Below are 21,448 nucleotides of genomic sequence, written 5' to 3'. Positions count from 1 at the left end.
TGCAGCGGAGGCGAAAAGCAAACACCTATGGCCCACAAAGTGACGATACTCGATATTGCACGCCTGGCGAAGGTCTCCACGACCACCGTCTCGCGTGTCCTCCATAACAAGCCGGACGTTGACCCGGCGACGCGCGAGCGTATTCTACGCATTGTTGAAGAGCAAGGCTTTGTCCCCAGCATTACCGCAGCCGGGCTAGCTGCTGGACGTAACCCTCTCATCAGCGTGCTGGTGCCGGCTTTGACCTGGCCATTAATTCCCGAACTGCTGCTGAGTGTGGCCTCTGTCGTAGAGAGCACCTCTTATGAAATGGTGCTCTATAGCATCAGCAGCTCTAATCACGAGCGAGACTGTGGCAAAATCATTGATCGTATTCTTGCCACGCGGCTGACCGCAGGGCTATTGGCTGTCTTTCCGGGTCAGTCCAGTCAGCATCTGACGAGGCTACGGCGCCAGGGCTTCCCGGTTGTGCTCATAGATGATCAGAGTCCGCCGCCGGAAGGGATTCCCTGGATTGGGGCAGACAATCGACGCGGTGCCTATGAAGCCACGCGCCACCTGATCGAGCTTGGTCACCGGCGTATTGCCCACATTCAGGGGCCGCTCAAGTACTGTGTCTCCCATGAGCGCTACCAGGGGTACTGCGACGCGCTCCAGGAGGCAGGTTTAGAGATTGATCCCTCGCTGGTTCTGGAAGGCGACTTTATGCCGGCGGGTGGTCAGCGCTGTGCTCTTGACCTCCTCTCGCGGCCTGCCAGCGAGCGACCCACAGCGATCTTTGCCGCCAGTGATTACATGGCCTATGGCGTGATCGCAGCCGCCGAAACGCTTGGTCTGCGCATTCCTCAAGATATCGCCCTGGTGGGCTTCGACGACAATCCGGCCTCGGCGCACCTGCGACCTGCCCTGACAACTGTTCGCCAGCCAGTGCATGCTATGGGTGAGCAAGCTATCAAGCTGCTGCTAGAGATGATTGAGCAGGAGCAGATGCCGCGGCGCCGGCGGCAGAGCACACCCACCACAGTCGAAGAGTTGCCGCGGGAGGCTCCGCGTCTGGTCCTGCCCACCAGTCTGGTGATCCGCGAGTCTTGCGGTGCTTTGCAGCGTCATCCCTCCGCGCTGCTCCCCGAGGCCTAGGCTACCGCTCGCTCGCGTGCCTAGATTGCTCTTTTGGTCTTTTCGCCTGGTCCGCCTCGGCGTCCGCCGCTACTGCGCGCTTTCCCAGCAATCTCTTGCCAGAGGAAGCGCCGACCGGACCAGGCAGCTTTTCCCAGGGATCTGGCCCTAGCCTGGCGCTAGCCAGAGTGAGACTCTTCCCGTCCTGACCGCCAGTCGCGCTCTTCCTGGCCGTCCTTTTTCTCGATTTGCTGTCTCTTGACCCCCCTGACTACACCCGGTAATATTCTTCCTGAAGAGAACCCTAACCCCCCGGTAGGACGTGTTTTCTAGTAGAGAAGGTCCTGTCGTCTTCAACCGTCTATAAGGAAAGCCCCTGCTTGCAAGACCGGGGAGTAGAAACCATAAGGAAGGCCCGATGAATACACCGTTTGTCTTCGGCTGGCAGCAGCTCTTGCTCTTCGCCATTGCAGCCCTCGGCCTGGCTTTGCTCATCTATGCCATTTTAGGGGTGGTTCGAGGAGAAAAAGTTTACTACCGTCAGAAACATCCTTACCGCAGCGAAAAAGAAGCCTGGGAGCATGGCTGGTATGATCACCCCCATCGCCGCTTCTTTCGCTATCGGAGGCGTTACCGTGTAGGTCACGGCCTCGGTGGGCTGGTCTTGCTGCTGTTCGCTATTCTGCTGCTTTGGCTCACGTCGCTGATGCAGACCTATATCGGTCTGACTGGTGATATCAAGGTGGCCCATGTACGCGCCTATCCGGTCGCTAACATGCCCCACACGATGAACGTTGAGCTGATCCTCTATGGCCAGGACGGTAGTCAGCTCTCCGACAACTTCTACATCGTGGCCGGTGATGAGTGGATGCTCCAGGGAGACATTATCAAGTATCCCTCCTGGCTGAATGTTCTGGGCCTTCATTCTGGCTACAAGCTAACTCGCCTGGAAGGACGCTTTGACGATCCCAATCTGGAGGCGAATGCCAAGCACACGGTAGTAGTTCTGAACGGGGGCGATGACAATTTCTTCCAGACAATGCGCAATCAGCGCGGTAGCTGGCTGTCGAATCTGGTAGAGGCCTCGTATGGCAATGCCGTGTTCAACCCGGCTGATGGCAGCTACGATGTCTTTGTTTCACAGACCGGCTTGTGGGCTAAACGCACGTCTTCCTAGCTAAGTTAGGACGAACGAGCCGCTGGTGGGCCGCGATAAGGCCGGCAATCAATTACAGCCAAGGAGGGGATCACAGGCCAGGCTTCTCTACGGTGTGGACAAGATCTTCTTTGCCCTTCTCGCGGGTCTGGCCGCGGCAGCCGTGTCCTGCTCATCTGCTCGCAGGCGATCTTTTCCAGCCAGGCGCCGCCCCATTCTTAGCGGCAGAGGGCCAGCACCAGCTCACGAGTTGTCTGCCAGGCCGCCGAGCTTGGCTCGATGAGGGCAAAGTGATCAACGTTGGGCAGCTCTATCAGGGTCACTTGATCGCCTGCCAGGCGCGCTCGTTCTGCGTAGCTGCGACTGACCTCCACGGGTACACGGTCATCTGCGGTCCCATGAATCAGCACCTGGGGAACGCCGAGCGGAAGCAAGGCCGCCGGTGAGGCCAGGCGATAGCGCTCGGGTACTTCCGCGGGGCTTCCACCTAGTAACTCGGCAACGGCGTCACGTCCAAGATGACGCTGCCAGCCAGCTTCTAGATCGACCACCCCTGCTAAGCTGACTGCTCCCCGCAAGGGCTTGGCTCTCTCAGGGCGCAATGGTTGCTGTTCTGTACCAATGGCTTGCTGGGCAAGCAGGGGCCACGCCGCGAGCCAGAGAGCAAGCTGTCCCCCAGCCGAGTGACCAAGGCTGATCAGCCGCGTTCGATCGAGGCCATAACTCTCTGCCAGTTGGCACAGGAAATCGACGGCCAGGGCCACATCTTGCAGGGTACCTGGCCAGCCACCGCCTGCATCGCCCAGACGACGGTATTCGATGTTCCAGGTGGCCAGGCCGTGAGCAGTCAGGTCCTCTGCTAGCCCTTTCATGAGAGAGAGGTCGTATGGATTGCGCCAGAAGCCACCATGAATCAGCACTACCACGGGATAAGGCCCAGGTGAGGATGGCAGACGTAGCTCTCCAAAGTGGAGAGGTTGCGGACCGTAGCCCAGGCGGATCAGCCGCGGTTCAGCAGCGCCTTGGTCTGTCGTACTCATCAGCAATTCTCTCCTTTCTTCCTTTGATTGCTTGAAACCGTCTTCGCGAGCAGAGGCCCACTCTCGTTGAGGATGACAGTAGGCAGGTAGCCAGCGGCAGACCGGCTGATAGTGTGCGGCATGACATTGCCCCCTCAGCACCAGTCAGCTCTTTTCACGAGAGCGCAAGCAAATGAGGAGCTATCCACTTGCCGCAGATAGCTCCTCAGCCGGGATGGATGCCCGGACGATGCTGGCAGTGAAAGGCCGTGGAAACGCTTCCCGGCCACTTATCCTTGCCTTTAGGACACCTCCGTCGTTAGCCTGGATTCGCCGCGGGCAGCTTGCCTGGCACGACGGGCCGCCATTGCTTCGGCATAACGCACCGGATCAGGTGTCTCGGGGCGCAGTGAGCGCGTGGCCCGGACCACAAAATGGGCCTCTACGTCCTCCGTCTGAAACATCTCCTTGGCATAGGCAATGGCGTCCTCTTGGCTGAACTCCTTACAGGAGCAGATATCTATATCGACCTCGCCGTACTCGGGCCAGGCGTGTAGGCTAATATGGCTCTGGGCAATGATGACAAAACCGGACATGCCGGAGTCGAGCGGATTCGGTGTCTCGATGTCGTAGAGATGCACCGGACTGACCTTCTCCATCCCCACCCGCGCCGGGAATTCATCCAGCACACGCCTGAGCAGCGGCTCGCTGGTCAAGAGTTCCCGTTTGCAGCCGTACAACTCCAGCATTAAATGCACAAGCATCGGGCTACTCCTCCTGTAGACGTTAAAAGTATGAAATCTGCGAGTCTTTAGCCTCACTCGGCCCAGACTGCCAGGTTAGCGACTCGCTGCAATCAATTCAAGTGCCGTTTTGAGCACAAGTGATATTATACGGTAGCAGGTCAACGGAACCGCAAGCCGGCTGCGGTCGCAGCCTGGCCTGAGGTACTCTCCTGGGGAGAGAACCATCAGAGCCGGCGCTGAACCAGGAATGCACTCAGCTCCCGGACAATCACTAAGGGGAGCCGTTTCATTGGCCTGCCTCCTCACATAAACGAGTAATGGAACACTAGTGTTACAGTATTGCTACGCATGAGCTTAAGCTCATGCTCATCCATAAATAGGCGCAAGTCACTCGCTTGCGCCGCCGCTTCTGGTCGTGCCAGTCCGTTCGCCGCTCCAGCTAGAGCCAGTTAGGAGTGTATGAGCGCACGACTGGCCCAGGGCACGCGAGCGGGAAGAGATCAGCTCAGCAATTCGGGGAGGAATGGCGGGCGCTGCATGGCAGAAGCCTAGCCGGGGCGCAGAAGCCCAGAGCCACCGCTCCCCAGCATTCAACAAGCCTGGCGACGAGAGAAGCGCTTTGCTCCCGCCAGCCACGCAGCGCGCCAGTGGCGGGGGCGCTTGTGTAGAGGGAGCGATGCCCTGCCGGCTGGGCGGGTCGCCAGCAAGGGGACACTCTTGGTCCAGCGGACGCAACGGAGCGTTAGGCTTGTGCGTCGCTCATGCTCAGGCTTGCTCGCGCTCCAGGCAGCCATCTCAATAGCGAAAGGCCTGTCCAGCGACTGCCTCTTATAGTGCTCTAGCCTGCCTGAATGCGGTCGCACAGGTGCTGATGCCTGCGCCAGGAGGAAGCTTGCGGTCGCTGCTTTTTGGTCAGTCGACGCCAGCATTCCGCAGACCAGCGGCTTTTTTCTTAAGGCTGTCTGGATCTGAGATGTTCTGCTGAAACGGGAGAGCCAGATCAACCACACTTTGTCGATCTCCCCCGGTCCACGGCGCCACAGGTCTGCTATCGACCATGCTTGGACCTCGCCCCGAAGGAAGCTTTCTTCCGCCAGCCGCAGCCTCCTCAACGGCAGCGAGAGCCTCTTCCGAGCAGTGACACCGCTGCTCCTCTTGGGGAGAGGCCCAAACGCGCTATACGGTGCGCTTGCCACAAAGAAACGTGCTGCCTCCTGCCAGCACGCCATATGCTCAACTTGAGAAAGAGGGTGATGGTCCGTCGCTCCTGCCCTGCCAGCTTTCCTCTGCCCTCTTGTCAGCGGCAGGCGCAGTAAACCACACCGCTGTTTGTGAAAAAAACGTTCTTCCGGCTGCTCGGATTGTTCAGCTTGCTCAGACTGTCCGGCTTCCTCTGTCGCTTGATGATGACGGCGCTGTGCCTGTTGCCGATGTTGCTGACTCTGCTGCTGGGCCATAGTGATACTGTTGCCAATCCTTTCCTTCCTGGTCAGATAGGTAGTAGCGCCGGACTCCGGCAAGGTTGGCTGCTGAGCAGGCAAGCCTGGTAGAAGGATAGACCTTGCCCGCTCTCTGTGGTCCTGGTGCCATGACAGAACTTGTGCCGCAAGCCTGTACGGCTTGTTCTTCTTGCTGCTCCGCTTGCCCTCTGTTTTTTCGCTCTCTTGCGGCTGGTATGGAAAAGCACCAGGCCCTCTTTTACTCAATCATGGCACGTCGAATCTCGATAATTTGATCGCGCAGCTCAGCTGCTTTTTCGAACTCGAGCTGTTTGGCTGCGGCGCGCATCTGGGCCTCCAGATTTTTGATCAGGCGCAGGGCCTCCTCTTTAGGGATGCCAGTCAGAGCCACTGCTGCCCCTTGCTGCTGTTGCTGACCCTCTTCGGCTCCGGTTGCGCTCATAGCCTTGATGCGCTCTGACAGCGTTTTAACCCCTTTCTTGATGCCGCGGGGAGTGATCCCATGCTGTTCGTTGTAGGCCATCTGCAGGCGACGGCGGCGGTTGGTTTCATCGATTGCCCGCTGCATGGAGCCAGTGATTGTATCTGCGTACATAATGACTGTGCCTTCGACGTGGCGTGCGGCCCGCCCGATCATCTGTATGAGCGAGCCTTCCGAGCGCAAGAAGCCCTCTTTGTCGGCATCAAGGATAGCCACCAGCGAGACCTCTGGAAGATCCAGCCCTTCGCGCAGGAGATTGATGCCCACTACCACGTCGTAGACCCCCAGGCGCAGATCGCGCAGGATATCGACCCGCTCAATGGTGTCGATCTCGGAGTGCAGGTAATGAACCTTGATATTCAGCTCCTGCAGGTAGTCAGCCAGATCCTCGGCCATTTTTTTGGTCAGAGTCGTGACCAGGGCACGCTGCCCTTTCTCGACCCGCTTGCGAATTTCGGCTACCAAATCATCGATCTGGCCTCGCGTTGGGCGCACAAAGATTTCGGGATCGACTAGCCCTGTCGGACGAATGATCTGCTCGACAATCGCTTCGCTATGCTCGTACTCGTAAGGGCCAGGTGTGGCCGAGACAAAGATAGCCTGGTTGATCTGGCGTTCGAACTCGGCAAAGGTCAGCGGGCGATTATCCAGAGCCGAAGGCAAACGGAAGCCATAGTCGACCAGCACCTGCTTGCGGGACCGATCCCCTTCGTACATGCCTCGCACCTGGGGCAGGGCAATATGTGACTCGTCCACCACCAACAGGTAGTCATCGGGCATATAGTCAAGCAGTGTCCAGGGCGGTTCACCTGGGGCACGTCCCGAGAGATGTCGCGAGTAGTTCTCAATGCCGGAGCAGATGCCGGTCTCACGCAGCATCTCAATATCGAAATTGGTCCGCTGCTTCAGACGCGCTGCTTCCAGCAGCTTGCCCTGCGCCTCCAGCTCAGCCAGACGCTCTTGTAGCTCGGCCTGGATCGATTCTATAGCGCGATTGAGACGTTCGCGAGTCGTGACCCAGTGCTTGGCTGGATAGATATCCAGTCGCTGCCGCCTTCCCAGCACCTCCCCCGTCAGCGGATCGATCTCCGTCATGCGTTCAATCTCATCGCCAAAGAATTCAATACGGACCGCTACATCCTCATAGGCCGGGAAGATCTCCAATACGTCGCCGCGCACACGAAAGCGCCCACGGGTGAAGTTGGTGTCGTTACGCTCATACTGAATCTCGGTAAGATGGCGCAAAATTTTATCGCGCCGTCGCTCTTCACCAACACGCAGCGTCAACACCACTTCCCCGTATTCTTCAGGGCTCCCCAGACCGTAAATGCAGGAGACCGAGGCCACAATCAAGACATCGCGCCGCTCAAAGAGGCTACGGGTCGCCGAGAGACGCAGCTTCTCGATCTCTTCATTAAGGAGGCTCTCTTTCTCGACATAGGTGTCGGTGCGTGGAATATACGCCTCTGGCTGATAGTAGTCGTAGTAAGAAACAAAGTACTCTACTGCATTATTCGGGAAGAACTCTTTGAACTCACTGTAGAGCTGCGCCGCTAAGGTCTTATTGGGGGCCAAGACTAATGTCGGTCGCTGCACCTGCTCGATGACCTTGGCGATCGTATAGGTTTTACCGCTGCCAGTGACCCCAAGCAGGGTCTGCATGCGATAGCCTTTTCTCAGGCCCTCGACAAGGGCTGCTATGGCCTGCGGCTGATCACCAGTTGGAGTAAACGGAGCTTCTACTTTGAACTCAGGCACAGATATTTGCCCCCCTCAGGTCTCTTAGCGCTTGCGTGCAATGCTTGTTTGGGTCTTCGTCGGCTCGGGCTGATGGCTGAGCCTCCAAAAGTCCTCACCATTATATCATCTTCTCTTCGTCGTAGCGACCCCTTTTTATGTGGCGGGTCAGTGGACACGAGCTTTCTTTTAGCTCAGCTTCAGCCGCTGACCCTTCCCTTTCTCAGACGCTTGACCCCTCAAGCTAGGAATTCAGTGTCAGAAGCGAATTGCCCTGCCTCGACTAGTCATTATGCTAGAATGGTAGCGAGAGAGGCAGGGAGGTTTCTCCCTCCTCTGTCGGCAGGCCAAGCCCAGAGAGCACCCACCCAAGGAGTCTTTGCTTATGGCGCAGGATTCGCCATTGTCGTCTTGTCCCCGCTGCGGCGCTCCGGCGAGACCCAACCAGCGCTTCTGCCCTGCTTGCGGTCTCAGTTCTGAGGAAGCCCTTCACTACCTGAGCGCTCGGCCACCGCAGCCATTATCAGCGTCGACCCAGCTCGCTGCTCCGGGTCAGCAGGAGAGCGCCTTTCCTCCTGCGACACGGCGTTCGCTGGCCAGGCGCCTTTCCTGGCGAAGCTGGTTGTTTCCGATCCTGCTTGCTGTCGTGCTTCTGGCGGCTCTGAGCTATGTCGCTGCCGGCTTTGCCGGTGCCCCCGTGCCCGGTTTTCGGAGCTCGGCACAGGGACCTGTGACCACGCGGACGCTGAATACAACTGTGACTTATGCTAGCGCTCGCCTGACCATCCAGCGGGTTCAACAGGCTCAGACTTTTGCCGATGATCCGCACGCTAGCTCAGATGGGATGCTGCGTGTCTTCTTGCATGAGGAGAACCCTGCAAACTACTCGATCGCTTATAATCTCTATCAGTGCGCTCATGTAGTTGTCCCCGGCAAGGGGGAACAGGCTCCGCTGCTGGTCACTGCGAATGGTCCTCTTGCTCCCCAGGCCAGCCGTAACAATCTGCTGGATTTTGCCGTCCCTTTCAATGTACCTCTCAGCCAGCTTGTGCTGCGCTTGGGCACGAATAGCGAGGCCCAAATGGATATCCCTTTGACGAGTAAGCCAGACCTTTCACGTTACGCTCCCCGCAGCGTGAAGTTGAATACACAGCTCCAGTACTTCGGGCTGAATTGGACGGTCACAGCCGCTACGCTGAGCTGGAGCGCTAACGGGCAACAAGCCCCACGCGACAAGGTTTTCTTGACGTTGACGCTGACTGCCACTAATACTCTGGCCCAGACGGCTATCCCTGGTTCGCCGTACGATTATATCCGCCTGGAGACGGAGAACGGGAGCCGCATCGCTCCAAGCTATAGCACGCTGCCCGTGGCCTTCGCCCAAGGAGCCAATGGGCAGAGCGGGACGGTCACTTTTCTTGTTCCTCAAAAGAGCCAGCAACTCACGCTGATCATGAGCCAAGCCGGAAGTGGCATGCAAAGCGCCAGCGCCACAATTCGCCTGCCATCTTAGCCCTCGCTCGCTTAGCTGGCCAGACAGGCCCAGAGCATGCGAGCGGACTATACGCGGGGCTTTCTGGAGGTTAGGTGATCAGGCTCTTAACTCCCTGACCTGAGCAGCCATTAGCAAGCAGTATGTGTCCCTGGAAGGGAAATTCCTTCCAGGGACAACGCGCAGTTACGTTCCACAGGAGCAGCGAAAAGCAGCGATTGTCTGCCTGACCCGGGGCTTAGCCGTAGCTCCGGGTGCTTAGTCTAGTAGGAAGCTGCCCATCAGCTCACGTCTGAGCGCAGCCTTGCGTTCCTCATCTAGGGCCGTGGGCGATGGTGACCCGGCCTGGCCTGGCCATCGCTCTGGCCCGCTTTCTTCGCCTTGCTTTCCATCCGTTGAGCCGGACGCTCCAACTCCAGGAGCAGGGGGCGCCATTGTCCCTAGCGGCCCCGTGGCAGCGGCTGCGAATTCATCAAGGAGCATCTCTTCGAGGTACGAGGGCGAGAGCCGAGGACCTTGCAGGCTCGAATCCGGAGTCTTGGGCAGCGGTTGGGCCATTTGTTGGGCTTCCAGCGGACCAATCGAAGCCCGGATCTGGGTAATTTCCGGGAGGCGCCCATCAGTTGCAGCCGCAGCTATCCCTTGCTGATCTTGTCCCACAGAGCGCCCTTCCGGTAGCTCCTGCACCGGCTGATAGGAGGACATTGGTGATATGTATTCAGACTGCGCTGCAGTCGCCGGCATAGGCTCGGGGAATTGCTGCCCCACAGCCCCAGGTACGGCTAGAGGATAGCGCACCCCCAGAATCTCCACGAAGATCCCTCTCCCCTCGCGCAGATCCGCTAACTGCTGGCGCAGCTCGCGATTCTCTCTTTCAAGCTCTTCGAGTAGACGCTGCTGTGCATAGATTGCTTCTAAGAGACGATCAAAGGCATCGCCACTTACGGTCATAGTTTTTAGCTTCTCCTCTCCAGTTGCAGACCTGACGATCCGATCACCCACGACCAACCGCTGCCCCAATCGCTGGAGACAGACAAGATAGAGACGGCTGACATCCTTTCATTGGCGCCTTCTTCGCTGAGTGACTTTCGCTCCCCCGATGAGATAAGCCCCATTCTCTAGTCTTGCCTTGTCCAGACGCTCACCCAACCGCGCCGCTCTTCTCTTCCAGTAGCCACCAGGCAGGCAGGCGCGCCTGTCACCAGGTCTGTCCGACCAGTGAAACAGCCTGATTACCCGAGAAACATTTCTTTGGCATAGAACGGTTGAGGGGCAGTGAAGTAACAATGGTTGGGCTTTGCTTCATAGCCCAGAGTAAGGCGTTTGCCCCTTGCCCCGGGCTGAGATTGCATGTTACAGTTATAGCCGGAATGACCGACGCGCCGGCTCAGGTGCCTCCCCTTCTTGGGGATCACCAAAAAAGGGGAGGCACACTCTAAGATCCTCTGAGCTCAGCTAAGGACTCTACAATGCAGGATTCGGTGACACAGGCAGCAACAACAGACCAGTCGCAGGAGCACCATGCAGGCCGTGGCCGCCTTGGCCCTCTGCTTTGCTGGGCAGTCGTCTTTGCTGACATCGGTACCTCAGTGTACTATACGCCCGGCATTCTCTACGTCACTGTGGGGAAACTGGCCGGGTTCTTTGTCCTCCTTACGATGGTTGTCTTTGTCCTGTTAACGCTCAAGTACGCTGAGGTCTCGGCTCGCTTTCCCCAGGGCGGTGGCGTAGTGAGTGTGGCGGCCCACGCGCTGAACCCCTGGTTTGGAGCCTTGGGCGGGATGTTTATTCTTGTCGATTACTTCTTGACAGCAGCACTGAGCTGTCTCTCTGGTATCTTTTATTTCAGTGTGGTCTTCCCCGCCTTGGGTCCTAATGCTCTCTGGATTACGATTGCCGTGCTGGCCCTGCTGGGTCTCCTCAATTGGGTCGGCATTACGGAGAGCGCTACGGTGAGCCTGGTTGGAGCGGTTATCTCCTTTGTGAGCGACTTGGCTATTCTTGTCACGGTCTTCACTCATGTCTCTCCTGCTGAGGCGCTCCATCTCTTCGAAAGTATGTTCGCCGGCAATGCAGTGACCCCCGTGAAGCTGCTGGTTGGTTTCGGGGGCGCCTTCCTGGCTTTCTCGGGTCTGGAGAGCATCTCGCAGCTATCGCCGGTGATGAAGACTCCTCGCAAAAAGGTCGCCGGCCTGGCCCTGCTGCTGGTCGTGGTAACGATCGGCCTCACCAGCCCCCTGCTCACAACTTTCTCTACGCTCCTGCAGCCGCAGGAGGCAGCCGATCCTCTGAAGAATAGTCAGCTCGTTTCCTTGCTGGCTGGCCACTGGGGCAATTTCTGGCTACAGACCGAGGTAGCAATTAGCGCTAGCGCCCTCCTGGTCTTTGCAAGTAATACGGCTATCATTGGCGCGTACCATGTCTTTATGGCCCTCTCGCGCATGGAGTTCTTGCCTTCCTTTGTGCTAAAGCGGAACCGCCTGCGCGGTACTCCCCACTATTCGATTGCGTTGGCCACGGGCGTTCCCATCGTGGTCCTGCTGCTGGTTCACGGGCAGTTGGATCTCCTTGGCGATATGTACGCCTTTGGCCTGCTCGGGGCGTTCTCGTTGACTTGCCTTGGCCTGGATGTTGTCCGTTGGCGCGAGCGGCGGGCGGCCCGAAACCGCGCCAGCGCCCTGACGGAGCTGCAGCACAGCAGCCAGAATGGTCATGCTCCGGGGGAGCCAGGTCTCACGCTGGCCCCCAATGGCAGCGCGGTTCTCAATGGCCATCACGAGCATCAGGCCTCACAACGGCCCTCTCACGGAGAGATTGTGGAGAGTTCCGAGCGTTCATACGAGGGATGGCGCGGCCTCTGGTATACGCTTGATTTTTATCTGGGGATCGCTACCACCTTTCTGGTGACGCTGGCCTGGTCGATCAATCTAGTGGCGAAGCCTTTGGCCACAGCCTTCGGCGGCTCGGTCGCCCTAGTGGGCATGGGAGTGGCTTTCTATAACTACCGCAGTCATCGCCTGATGGGTCGCCTGCCCGTGCCTGTGACCACCATTGAGGATCATCTCCACGGCTCTATTCTGGCTGTGTTGACGGCCAATAATCCTCATAATGAGGATGTGATCCGCACGGCGATCCACAGCGCCGATGGTCGCCCAGTCGTCTTCCTCTACGTTGGCGAGCCGCGTGTAGCCCGTACGCCGCGCCTCTTCGAGGTGGTTGATCCCTACCTTGAGGATGAGCAGGCCAAGGAGCTTTTCGGCAAGGCTGAGAGCCAGGCCCGCCGTGCCAAAATCAGTACCCGCCGCTATGTCTACCGTCCCTACGAGCCTGGGACGATTGCCCGCGTCTGGCAGATCGTTCATCCTCATGATACGATCGTCCCTGCTGACGAGGTGCCCAGGATTGAGGATATTAATCCCGATCGCATCAGCTACGAGATCACTCCAGGCGGTGGCATGCAGGTCGCGCATATGGTGAAGCGCTGGTAAGTAGGACCGGTCGTATGAGACGGTCGCCATTGCCGTTGCCTCAGCTCTTTGAGCAGAGACGAACAGCTTTCTGGCGCCGGCAAAGCTGCTGTGCGCGGGCCTTGTCAGCCGCACCGGTCAGGACCGCCGTTTCAGGCGTGATACAATAAAGGTTGTGAGCTCTCTCTCGCTGAGTTACGCTTACAGATCCTGTTTACCAACGTATTTGCCGCTGTTGATGGAGGAAGGAGCAACACGTATGAATGAGCGCATTCGTGAGATTCTGAGCTGGTACGCTGGTGAGAATCCCGGCGTCTTAACCAACCTGGCCCGTATCTTGAATCATGGCCGCCTGGGCGGCACTGGTAAGCTGGTCATTCTGCCAGTTGATCAGGGCTTCGAGCATGGCCCCGCGCGCAGCTTCGCCCCGAACCCAGCAGGCTATGATCCTCGCTACCACTTCCAGCTTGCTATTGAGGCGGGCTGTAATGCCTACGCTGCCCCCCTGGGCTTTTTGGAGGCTGGCGCCGCTGAGTTCGCTGGTGAGATCCCCTTGATCCTCAAGTGCAATAACCACGATCTGCTCTATGAGTCGCGCGATCCTTTGCCTGCCTTGACTTCTAGCGTGGAGGATGCTCTGCGCCTGGGCTGCTCGGCTATTGGCTTTACGATCTATCCTGGCTCGGCGGCTCGCGATACGATGTATGAGGAGTTGCGCGAGCTGACCCGCCAGGCCAAGGCTCACGGCCTGGCAGTGGTCGTCTGGTCCTATCCGCGCGGCAGCGGCCTGAGTAAGGAGGGTGAGACGGCTATCGATGTGGTAGCTTACGCCGTGCATATTGCCGCCCAACTGGGGGCCAACATTATCAAGGTGAAGCTTCCCAGCGAGAAGATCGAGAAACCAGAGGCCCAGAAGGTTTACCAGAAGTACGAGATTCCGATCGCGACTCTGGCTGATCGCGTGCGCCATGTGGTGCAGAGCGCCTTTAATGGCCGCCGTATTGTAATCTTCTCGGGTGGGCCGGCTGCCGCTGATGAGCAGGTCTTCGAGGAGGTGCGCGCTATTCGCGACGGCGGTGGCTTCGGTTCAATCATTGGACGCAATTCTTTCCAGCGGCGCAAGGATGAGGCGCTGCGCTTCCTGAGCACGGTGATGGGCATTTATGAGGGGTCCATCCGCTAAGCTGGGAGGGCTACAACGAGACCCCAGAGCGCTCAGGGGCTGGCCACCGGAGAGTGGCCAGCCCCTTTTTGAGGTCTGCTTGTTGACAGCACTGGCTTTTCAGCAGGTCAGGACCTCTTGCCCCTAGCGTGCTCCGCGCACCTGGGTGATGGCCAGTGTGCCGATGGCAAAATAGAGCGTGGTGACGGCAAAGAGCACAGTATAACCGAGATGATTAGGCAGGCTCTGTAAGAGCTGAAGAATGACGCCCCCTATGGCTGTCCCTATGACTTGGGGGAGAATACCCATCATTGACCAGAAGCCCATGAATTTGCCGGCCTCGTTGGTTGGAGGCAGCACATCTGTCGTGAGCGCCCAGTCGACGCTTGTGTAGGCGCCGAAGCCAATGCCAAAGATGAGGGCGGCAATTAAGGCCCCGTATTGAGTCTGGAAGAAGATAAAGACCAGACAGACAATGGCCATCATCGCGCCCGAGAGATAGACCAGTCCCTTACGTCCCCAATGGTCCGAGGCCCAACCGCCGATAATCGAGGTCAGCAGAGCCGTGAGGAGCAGTGCAGGCTGAAAGACCAGGCCATTGAAGAATTCACCTGAGAAGGGGGTGTTGTAGATGATGGTGCGTACTCCTGGCCCCCCCAGAACATTGTCAAAGTAATATTGCAGAAAGTAGTAGACGGTCCAAATGCCCATCATGACCAGGAGCCTGGCGAGGAGAACCCAGGCCATGTCAGGATAGTCCAGAGGGTTGAAGAGGAAGCGCCTGATAAAGCGCCTCAAGCTGAAACGCTCCTGATTCTCGGCGGCGAGAGGCGTTTCTTTGACGGTGAGGACTGTATAGATGACAAAGATGATTTGCACAGCGGCGATGATCAAAAAGATTTTGATGATCTCTTGACGGTAGACGGGGAGAGGATCATGCTTGTTGACAATAGCTCCAGCGACCAGCGAGCCGACGGCTGTTCCAAGGAGCGAGAGCAGCCCGTTGAAGCCGGCGGCAAGGCCGCGCTGATTCTGGGGCACCTTGTCAGCAATGATGGCACTCCAGGGTGAGTTAGCCACGTTGTTGGTGATCTGAAGAAGGATGAAAAGGAGAGCGAAGAGCACAAGGAGCGCGGTGGAGCTGGCCCAACCGGGCGCAAAGGCGAAGGCCAGCAGGACGATGATATTGAAGATGGTGCCGATGATCATGAAGGGACGCCGCCTGCCCATGCGGAAGGTGGCATAGTCGGAGATGGCTCCAACCAGCGGGTTGACGATGACGGCGACAATGGTCCCCCACAGGACAACGGTAGTCAGGTTGATGGCTTCCTGGCTGACTGGCAGGAATTTGGCCACCATGCTGGGGATAACGATGGCAAGGAGCGCCTGCCAGTGAAAGTTGTTGGCAAACCAGAAGACGTTGATGTTGATATGTTCGAGCAGCGATACTCGAGGAGTGACAAACTTTGCAGTCGCTGCGGCACTCATGGCTACTTCGCCTGAGTCTCTGCCAATTTCCATGAGGTTCCTCCCTCTCTGGTCCTGGCTGGCCTCTTTCTGTCTGTACGTTACATGATAATGGCCTGGCCCAGATTTGACCTCTGGCCTGCTACGGCTGATGCTGCAGGCGAGCCCGAGACGACCGGGAGGCTCTTCCAGTACAGGCGGTTCAGCTCTCTCTGCCTCTTGCTCTGCCTGTGCTTATAGCAAGACTGTACCCCCTCCTCTACGATCTGTCAAGTCTGCGCACGCTCTGCTCTCTTTTGCACATCTCTGAGAGATACTTGACGCTCCCTTTGCTGGCTGGCATCCTTTTTCTGGATGGAAGCGGAGCAGGCAATGCGCAGGACCACTGCTGGCTCACCCGCTTCGGCAGGTAGGCCGTCGGCTTGCCAGCGCCCACTTATGCCCGTTGTAGTTTGACAAGGAAGGTTACTCTGATGCGCTTTCCTCGTTTCGAACGGCGCCGTAGCGCGCCCTGGCGTATTTTTGCTGCCTGCTGGACTTTGCTGATTTTGACCGTACAGTATACAAATTATAGCCCTTTGATCCCTGAGCTACAGGCAGCGCTGCATATCAGCGCCGGCACGGTTGGCTTGTTTTCAACGCTGCTTTTCCTCGGCCTTACCTTGGCCTATTTGCCAGCGGGGATGCTGATCGATCGCTATGGCGCTCGTCCGGTGCTGCTGATCTCGACCTTGCTGGCTACTGGCGGGGCTTTGCTGCTGCCCCTGGTGCCACATCTCGCATGGCTGCTGGCGCTGCGATTGGTGACTGGGCTGGGAATCGGCGGGGCTTTCGTGGCAGGCGCTAGTGTAGCAGCGGGGAGCGGCCGCCTGGCCGCACTGGGTCAGGGCCTCTACGGTGGTTCTACCCAGGTTGGTGCGGGACTTGGTCTACTGGTGACTCCTTATTTGGCTCGGCTGGTCGGATGGCGCGGGGCTTTCTTGTGTTGGGGCCTGCCGGGCTTGCTCGGTGCGGCGATCTGGCTCCTGGTGGAGGTCGAGGAGCGACGCCCGATGCGCCAGGGTGGATTGCGGGATGGACTGCGCTCGGGAGCTGTCTGGAGCCTGGGTCTGGCGCATATGGGTACGTTCGGCTTGGGCAATGCTGTTGCTACTTGGATTGCGCTCTATCTGGTGCAGTTGGATCATTTGCCGTTGACTCTGGCCGCTACTTGCGGCTCCTTGGTTCTGCTGAGCGGGATGCTGTTCCGCCCACTGGGAGGTTTCATACTTGGACGCCGCTGGCTGGATAGCATCTCCTTGGTGCGCCTGATGGCTTCGCTCTCCTGCGCTGGGATTGTCTGTCTGGCTTTGCCCTGGCATAACGCTCTGCTAAGCTTGGTCGGCATTGCTCTTACCGCCATTGGTTCTAGCGCTCCCTACGCGGCGATCTTTAATGAGGTCGCTGCACTGCGCAGTGTCGGCAAGGGTGTGGCGCAGAGCCTGGTAAGTGTGATCTCTTCTCCAACGCTGATCATGGGGCCTCCTCTGATCGGCTTCTTGCTTGATCAGACAGCAAGCTACAGCGCCGCCTTTGGAACGATGTTGTTCTTTAGTGCAGTGGCCATCGTCTCTGCTCTGGCTGCCGGGCCAGCCACTGCCCGTGAGCGTTGGACAGCAGGCTTCGCTGCGTCCGATACTGTACCATCTTCTGCCTCCGGCGAGCCTTCTCCTTCTGTCCACAGCGAATAAGCCGCTCTGGTTCGCCAAGTGCTATCTTCAGGACGTGCTCAAGCGTGATCTTTCCCAGAAAAGTACTTGACAAATGGCAAAGATGAGCGTATGATAATTGTCGTCAGTTGCTGGGTCGCAGCCAACCCGGTAGCAAGCTTCTGTGGCGCATTCGTCTAGCGGTCTAGGACACCGCCCTCTCAAGGCGGAGATCACGGGTTCAAATCCCGTATGCGCTACTTTTCTCTCGTCCTCGCCCGAGGCTCCCTCTTATCTCCGCCTCGGGCCTTTTACTTGGTATTCCCTCCTTTGTGCCCCTGCTCCGATGATACCCGCTGCTAGAGAACAGGCCGCCGTTGGCTCGCAGGTCACGATCGCAGAGCTTCGCTTGAAATTATGGGTTTGCCCGCTAGATACTCTTGACAGCGGGCTAAGAATAAGGTATGATAACTGCCGTCAGTTGCTGGGTCGCAGCCAACCCGGTAGCAAGCTTCTGTGGCGCATTCGTCTAGCGGTCTAGGACACCGCCCTCTCAAGGCGGAGATCACGGGTTCAAATCCCGTATGCGCTACTTTTCTCTCGTCCTCGCCCGAGGCTCCCTCTTATCTCCGCCTCGGGCTTCTTGTTTGCCGATGCGAGCCTCACACGAGCATCTCTGAGCGGCGGGATGGTCCTTTTCTCTTCTCGTTCAGGTCGGCTTTTGCTATAGTTATTAAGAGAGCACCGCACCTGTTACATGTAACGGGGCACCGCACTATCTGGTAGGCTACACTGGCTCCCGGATTAGCCAGAGTAGACCAGATCGCTGACAGCAGGATCTTGCTCTCCTGCTCCTTTGCTATCTCTCCACGATGAAAGGGATGTTTTTTCTATGTATAGAAAGGTTGTTACGGGTCTGGTACTTCTAGGAGTCCTCACTCTGGTCCTGGCGGCCTGCGGCATCCGCGATACTGCTGCAGGGGCAGCGAACACCGGCCCAACGGTGAAGATGAGTTCAACTGCGTTCGAGGTCGCGCAGATTACCATCAAGAAGGGCCAGGCGCTCACTCTGGTGGATGATGTAGCTGTGCCACATGTGATTAAAAATGGCACCTGGAAAGGTTCCACCCCACAGGTGACAAAGGAAGCTGGCGCCCCAACGGTCGATCTGAATTTCAATGGCGTTCAGGGTGAGAGCGCCACAACTCCGCCTTTTACGACTGCTGGCACTTTCCATCTGGTCTGCACTATCCATCCCAACATGCAGCTAACTGTTATCGTCCAGTAGTAGCCAGGTAGGTAAGGCCGCAGCCAGGCTGGCCAGGATGAGTAAGGCTTGTGTCAGCAGGACATCACTCCTCTGTAGGAGGGAGAGGGCCGGATCGCCTGAGATCACTCTTGCCTGTCACTGAGGACAGGAGTCCTCTGGCTCCCCGGCCCTCAGAATTAGAGCTTGCCCTGTCATCTGTCTATCCGCTTACTGCGTTTTTTGCTAGTTGTCCTACTTCGCTCTCTTCCTCTTTGGCCTGCCTCCTCTCAGCCCTCTATGCTCTTACTCTGAGAACCCCGGGCCATTGCCGCGGCTGTCATCCGCTCGCTAGTACTTTTTGTCACAAGCAGCCGCTGATCTACAGGTGACCCGGGCGGGTATGCTATACTCAAGGCAGCCTTAAGCAGGGGCCTTTCCGCCAGCCGAGGGATTCGGACTGAATGTAGAGCAGTTGCGCCTATTTCTGTAGATGATGACTGATGAAGAAGATATTGACTTCTTCCGTTTATAGCCTTGTACTGAAGTGCGGCTCTCTGATTTTGCTTTTAGTGCTGTGTGCGGTGATCGTCGCCTGCGGAAATAACAGCTCACAGACAAACCTGGAAAGTCCTAGTGTGACTGCTACTATTGTCTTCGGCACAAATGATTCTCCCACTCCATCCCTGCCAGATTATCTGTGCGGCGCATGGGCAACGGATACCTCGCCGCAGATCGGCAGTGGAAAGATGATTATGGTCTACGCAAAATTCGTCCATACCGTTGATGGGAACCCTGTTGGAGTGGGAGATGCAACTGCGACAGCTACTGTGCGCTGGTGGGATGGCAGTGTGACTACTCAGACGGTACAGACGACCAGCGATGGCCTGGCGGTCTTCTCGATCCCCCCTCGGGCGGATGCGGTCGGCAAGATGACGCTGGTGAATGTGACCTTCAGTAAAGCTGGAACCCCTGGTTGTACTGTACCCCAGGCCGCCTATTTTACTATTTCCGGCGCCGGCACAGCGGTCGCTACGCAAACAGCTAGCCCACAGGCAACAAGTGGTCCAACTCAGCAGACGCCAACGCCTACCGCTACCTCTACGGCTGCGCCGTTCCCAACCGTGACGATTACGGTGACGGTCCCTGTCGGCCCACCACACGGGACGACTACCCCTTCACCGTGACGGTTCTTCCCTGGTTGGCAAGTTGGCCAGCGCTTAGAGTGTCTGCGAGCTACTACGACCCGGTCCTTTGCAGGGAGCGCCTTGTGTGAGCTGCGCCTAGCCTGTGGGGCCGGGTCCTTCTTCCTCCTGGCCCGCTCTTACTCCGGTGCTTCCTTTGCCACTGTCTTGGGAGAGGCAAGAGGCTCGCCCTTGAAACTTCTCTTAATTCGGGACATAATTGCTGTGGAGAGAACTGTACCGGCGTGATATGCTTCTACCTCGCTGCTCCTTCAAGCAGGTTAAGAAGCGTGCTATACTACCATGTGATAGATCGTGTTTGCTGTCATCTCTCCATTGATCAAGATGCAGGACATTCAGGCATATTGAGATACTAGGAAAAGTACTATGACACGCTCTTCAGAGGAGAGGTCACCCGAGCAGTCTACCCCCACTCCTGCCGAAAGTCAGCCCTCAGCCAATCAGCATGAGGCCACTGCTACTAGTACGCTGAAGTCTTGGCCCGCCGGCCCAGGCCGTGAAACAAGCCTGGCTCAGGTCCGTAATCTTCAGCGCCAGCTCGCTCTGCTGCGTGAAGAGAATAAACGTCTCCGCAGTGAACTGGCCGAGCAGCGCTCCGAGCTGGAACGCCTGGTTGCAGCTTATAATAACCAGCAGGCTGGCTTTGATGAGGAGCTGGCAGCTCTGAAGGAGGGACACCAGCGACAAATCGAGCAGTATCAGGCTCATCTCCGCGATATGCTTGCCGAAAACCGCCAGCTCCAGGCAGAGAAGCAGCGCCTACAAGAGCAGTATAAAGAGTTGCAGAAGAATTATCAGCAGGCAGTCGAAGAAGAGGCCCATAAGATGATTGCCGAGGCGGCTAATACGATCATTATGCGCCCGGAACATGTCCCTTCTCTACTGCAGGATGTCAAGAAGACAATCGAGCTGCAGATACGGCAGGAAGAGGATGAGCAGGCCGCCGCCACTCTCTATCTGATCCGCAATGCCCAGCGCCGCGCTCATCAGCTTGAAGAGGAGCTGGCTCGCGAGCGAGAGCAGATTGCTGCTGAGCGTCAACAGCTTCTGCAGATGCAACAGAGCATTCGGGAACAGGCTGATCTGCGCTATAAGACCCTGGCCGCTCATCTTGGCGGACGCTGGTCCTTGGCCGTGACTCTCTCTGTCTTGCTTCTCCTCGTACCTCTTCCCGTGCTGCAATCACTGTTCTATTTTGTCTTTCACTTCTCTCCAGCAGCATCACTCTATATCCCCATTCCTATCTGTATCGGATTAATTATTCTCTTTACACGCATACGCGCTGCAATGGCAACGTACTATTCCAGCGCCCCACGCAAGTCCCCAACTCCTAAAACCTGATATACTCTAGCTATTCATTGTGCAGTTATAGCAAGATTCACTTTCTCTCGATTTGATCTTTTCCATATATCTTGTATAACAATCTAAACTGAATTGCCCTAGACATTTTTTTGTCCTTCATGTACCCTATACAAGGGGAGAGGTCTAGCTCCCTCTTCTGAAGTCGTTCCCCCGTTCGTGGCAAGGAAGGAACGGAAAGGGGAAGGTTATGCCACAGCAGTTACAATTGGAACGGGCCACCGAACAGGACGAAATCATTAACGAAGTCTGCGACTTAGCTAGCAGGCTGGCCAGTGCTCTCCGCGAGCCTCCCTGCTATTGGACTGCCGCTATGCTCCGCAAGTGCTACCGGCAATCATACGCTGCCTTCGCTGAGGCACAGCGTTCAACGCGGGAGCAGCGACGGCGCTGGTGGGTGATCCACTACGCCGATATGGCTCTCTATGCCCTGTGTTGCCGCGCCGAAGGAAGTCCGGAGGAGCTGGAAGACTTTGAGAGCATTACCCAGACCCTCAATCGCACACATGGTTATCAGATCACGCTGCGTCAGGCAGCGAAGGCCGCGATTGCTCGCCACTCGCTCTACTTGCGCAGCTCGGTGCCTTCGTGCGAAGAGAGTCGGCGCGCTGTACTGGAGGCCCTCCAGATCGAAGTGTGACAGAGGT

General features: G+C 57.5%; 15 protein-coding genes and 2 tRNA genes. 12 read left to right on the top strand and 5 right to left on the bottom strand.

The features are described 5' to 3' along the window. Positions 1–27 precede the first annotated feature (27 nt). Positions 28–1,137 carry a LacI family DNA-binding transcriptional regulator gene (locus tag IRZ24_RS00790; RefSeq protein ID WP_297159636.1) on the top strand — a complete coding sequence of 370 codons (1,110 nt, stop codon included), beginning with the start codon at positions 28–30 and terminating at the stop codon, positions 1,135–1,137. Between the two features lie 397 nt (positions 1,138–1,534). Then, on the top strand, positions 1,535–2,293 hold the full coding sequence (locus tag IRZ24_RS00785; RefSeq protein ID WP_297159633.1) for a hypothetical protein: 759 nt from the start codon (positions 1,535–1,537) through the stop codon (positions 2,291–2,293). A 197-nt stretch (positions 2,294–2,490) separates the two neighbouring features. Here IRZ24_RS00785 and IRZ24_RS00780 read toward each other — a convergent pair whose 3' ends face one another. From IRZ24_RS00780 to uvrB, 3 genes are all read right to left on the bottom strand, one after another. Next, the gene (locus IRZ24_RS00780; protein WP_297159631.1) at positions 2,491–3,312 is read right to left on the bottom strand and encodes an alpha/beta hydrolase; all 822 of its coding nucleotides are present in this window, start codon (positions 3,310–3,312) and stop codon (positions 2,491–2,493) included. Positions 3,313–3,593: 281 nt separating this feature from the next. After that, positions 3,594–4,055, bottom strand: coding sequence for an S-adenosylmethionine decarboxylase family protein (locus IRZ24_RS00775; protein WP_297159628.1), 462 nt, complete (start codon positions 4,053–4,055; stop codon positions 3,594–3,596). Positions 4,056–5,735: 1,680 nt separating this feature from the next. Next, on the bottom strand, positions 5,736–7,736 hold the full coding sequence (uvrB, locus tag IRZ24_RS00770) for an excinuclease ABC subunit UvrB (protein ID WP_297159626.1): 2,001 nt from the start codon (positions 7,734–7,736) through the stop codon (positions 5,736–5,738). Between the two features lie 364 nt (positions 7,737–8,100). Between uvrB and IRZ24_RS00765 the strand changes: the two genes are divergently transcribed. Beyond that, positions 8,101–9,228 (top strand): zinc ribbon domain-containing protein, encoded by a 1,128-nt coding sequence (locus IRZ24_RS00765; RefSeq protein WP_297159623.1) that lies wholly within the window; start codon positions 8,101–8,103, stop codon positions 9,226–9,228. A 237-nt stretch (positions 9,229–9,465) separates the two neighbouring features. On the opposite strand, the gene IRZ24_RS00760 is transcribed toward IRZ24_RS00765, so the two are convergent. Then, on the bottom strand, positions 9,466–10,158 hold the full coding sequence (locus tag IRZ24_RS00760; RefSeq protein ID WP_297159621.1) for a hypothetical protein: 693 nt from the start codon (positions 10,156–10,158) through the stop codon (positions 9,466–9,468). A gap of 518 nt (positions 10,159–10,676) precedes the next feature. Here IRZ24_RS00760 and IRZ24_RS00755 point away from each other — a divergent pair. Together IRZ24_RS00755 and IRZ24_RS00750 are read left to right on the top strand one after the other, a co-directional pair. After that, positions 10,677–12,695, top strand: coding sequence for an APC family permease (locus IRZ24_RS00755; protein WP_297159619.1), 2,019 nt, complete (start codon positions 10,677–10,679; stop codon positions 12,693–12,695). Positions 12,696–12,933: 238 nt separating this feature from the next. Then, positions 12,934–13,857, top strand: coding sequence for a class I fructose-bisphosphate aldolase (locus IRZ24_RS00750; protein ID WP_297159617.1), 924 nt, complete (start codon positions 12,934–12,936; stop codon positions 13,855–13,857). 123 nt (positions 13,858–13,980) lie between these two features. Here IRZ24_RS00750 and IRZ24_RS00745 read toward each other — a convergent pair whose 3' ends face one another. Continuing rightward, positions 13,981–15,357, bottom strand: coding sequence for an MFS transporter (locus tag IRZ24_RS00745; protein ID WP_297159615.1), 1,377 nt, complete (start codon positions 15,355–15,357; stop codon positions 13,981–13,983). A 419-nt stretch (positions 15,358–15,776) separates the two neighbouring features. Here IRZ24_RS00745 and IRZ24_RS00740 point away from each other — a divergent pair, with 419 nt between their 5' ends. From IRZ24_RS00740 to IRZ24_RS00710, 7 genes are all read left to right on the top strand, one after another. Further along, positions 15,777–17,033, top strand: coding sequence for an MFS transporter (locus tag IRZ24_RS00740; protein WP_297159612.1), 1,257 nt, complete (start codon positions 15,777–15,779; stop codon positions 17,031–17,033). A gap of 144 nt (positions 17,034–17,177) precedes the next feature. Beyond that, a tRNA-Glu gene (locus IRZ24_RS00735) sits at positions 17,178–17,251 on the top strand. A 258-nt stretch (positions 17,252–17,509) separates the two neighbouring features. Further along, positions 17,510–17,583 (top strand) — tRNA-Glu (locus tag IRZ24_RS00730). A gap of 300 nt (positions 17,584–17,883) precedes the next feature. Next, positions 17,884–18,279: a plastocyanin/azurin family copper-binding protein gene (locus IRZ24_RS00725; RefSeq protein WP_297159609.1), complete on the top strand. Its 396-nt coding sequence runs from the start codon at positions 17,884–17,886 to the stop codon at positions 18,277–18,279. A gap of 713 nt (positions 18,280–18,992) precedes the next feature. Then, a complete protein-coding gene (locus IRZ24_RS00720) occupies positions 18,993–19,424 on the top strand; it encodes a hypothetical protein (protein WP_297159607.1) in 432 nt (143 codons plus the stop codon). Between the two features lie 384 nt (positions 19,425–19,808). Continuing rightward, a complete protein-coding gene (locus tag IRZ24_RS00715) occupies positions 19,809–20,783 on the top strand; it encodes a hypothetical protein (RefSeq protein WP_297159606.1) in 975 nt (324 codons plus the stop codon). Between the two features lie 208 nt (positions 20,784–20,991). Then, positions 20,992–21,441, top strand: coding sequence for a hypothetical protein (locus IRZ24_RS00710; RefSeq protein WP_297159604.1), 450 nt, complete (start codon positions 20,992–20,994; stop codon positions 21,439–21,441). The last annotated feature ends 7 nt before the right edge of the window (positions 21,442–21,448 follow it).

Origin of the sequence: Thermogemmatispora sp. (assembly GCF_019683755.1) — a bacterium.
GTDB lineage: Bacteria > Chloroflexota > Ktedonobacteria > Ktedonobacterales > Ktedonobacteraceae > Thermogemmatispora.
This window is presented reverse-complemented; position numbering and strand designations above follow the sequence as displayed.

Bases quoted from the DNA above. Each gene is read 5' to 3' on its own strand.
- IRZ24_RS00780 (WP_297159631.1), bottom strand. From the start codon at position 3,312: ATGAGTACGACAGACCAAGGCGCTGCTGAACCGCGGCTGATCCGCCTG.
- IRZ24_RS00715 (WP_297159606.1), top strand. From the start codon at position 19,809: ATGACACGCTCTTCAGAGGAGAGGTCACCCGAGCAGTCTACCCCCACT.
- IRZ24_RS00745 (WP_297159615.1), bottom strand. From the start codon at position 15,357: ATGGAAATTGGCAGAGACTCAGGCGAAGTAGCCATGAGTGCCGCAGCG.
- IRZ24_RS00765 (WP_297159623.1), top strand. From the start codon at position 8,101: ATGGCGCAGGATTCGCCATTGTCGTCTTGTCCCCGCTGCGGCGCTCCG.
- IRZ24_RS00740 (WP_297159612.1), top strand. From the start codon at position 15,777: ATGCGCTTTCCTCGTTTCGAACGGCGCCGTAGCGCGCCCTGGCGTATT.
- IRZ24_RS00790 (WP_297159636.1), top strand. From the start codon at position 28: ATGGCCCACAAAGTGACGATACTCGATATTGCACGCCTGGCGAAGGTC.
- IRZ24_RS00785 (WP_297159633.1), top strand. From the start codon at position 1,535: ATGAATACACCGTTTGTCTTCGGCTGGCAGCAGCTCTTGCTCTTCGCC.
- IRZ24_RS00710 (WP_297159604.1), top strand. From the start codon at position 20,992: ATGCCACAGCAGTTACAATTGGAACGGGCCACCGAACAGGACGAAATC.
- IRZ24_RS00720 (WP_297159607.1), top strand. From the start codon at position 18,993: ATGGTCTACGCAAAATTCGTCCATACCGTTGATGGGAACCCTGTTGGA.
- IRZ24_RS00755 (WP_297159619.1), top strand. From the start codon at position 10,677: ATGCAGGATTCGGTGACACAGGCAGCAACAACAGACCAGTCGCAGGAG.
- IRZ24_RS00760 (WP_297159621.1), bottom strand. From the start codon at position 10,158: ATGACCGTAAGTGGCGATGCCTTTGATCGTCTCTTAGAAGCAATCTAT.
- IRZ24_RS00725 (WP_297159609.1), top strand. From the start codon at position 17,884: ATGTATAGAAAGGTTGTTACGGGTCTGGTACTTCTAGGAGTCCTCACT.
- IRZ24_RS00750 (WP_297159617.1), top strand. From the start codon at position 12,934: ATGAATGAGCGCATTCGTGAGATTCTGAGCTGGTACGCTGGTGAGAAT.
- IRZ24_RS00775 (WP_297159628.1), bottom strand. From the start codon at position 4,055: ATGCTTGTGCATTTAATGCTGGAGTTGTACGGCTGCAAACGGGAACTC.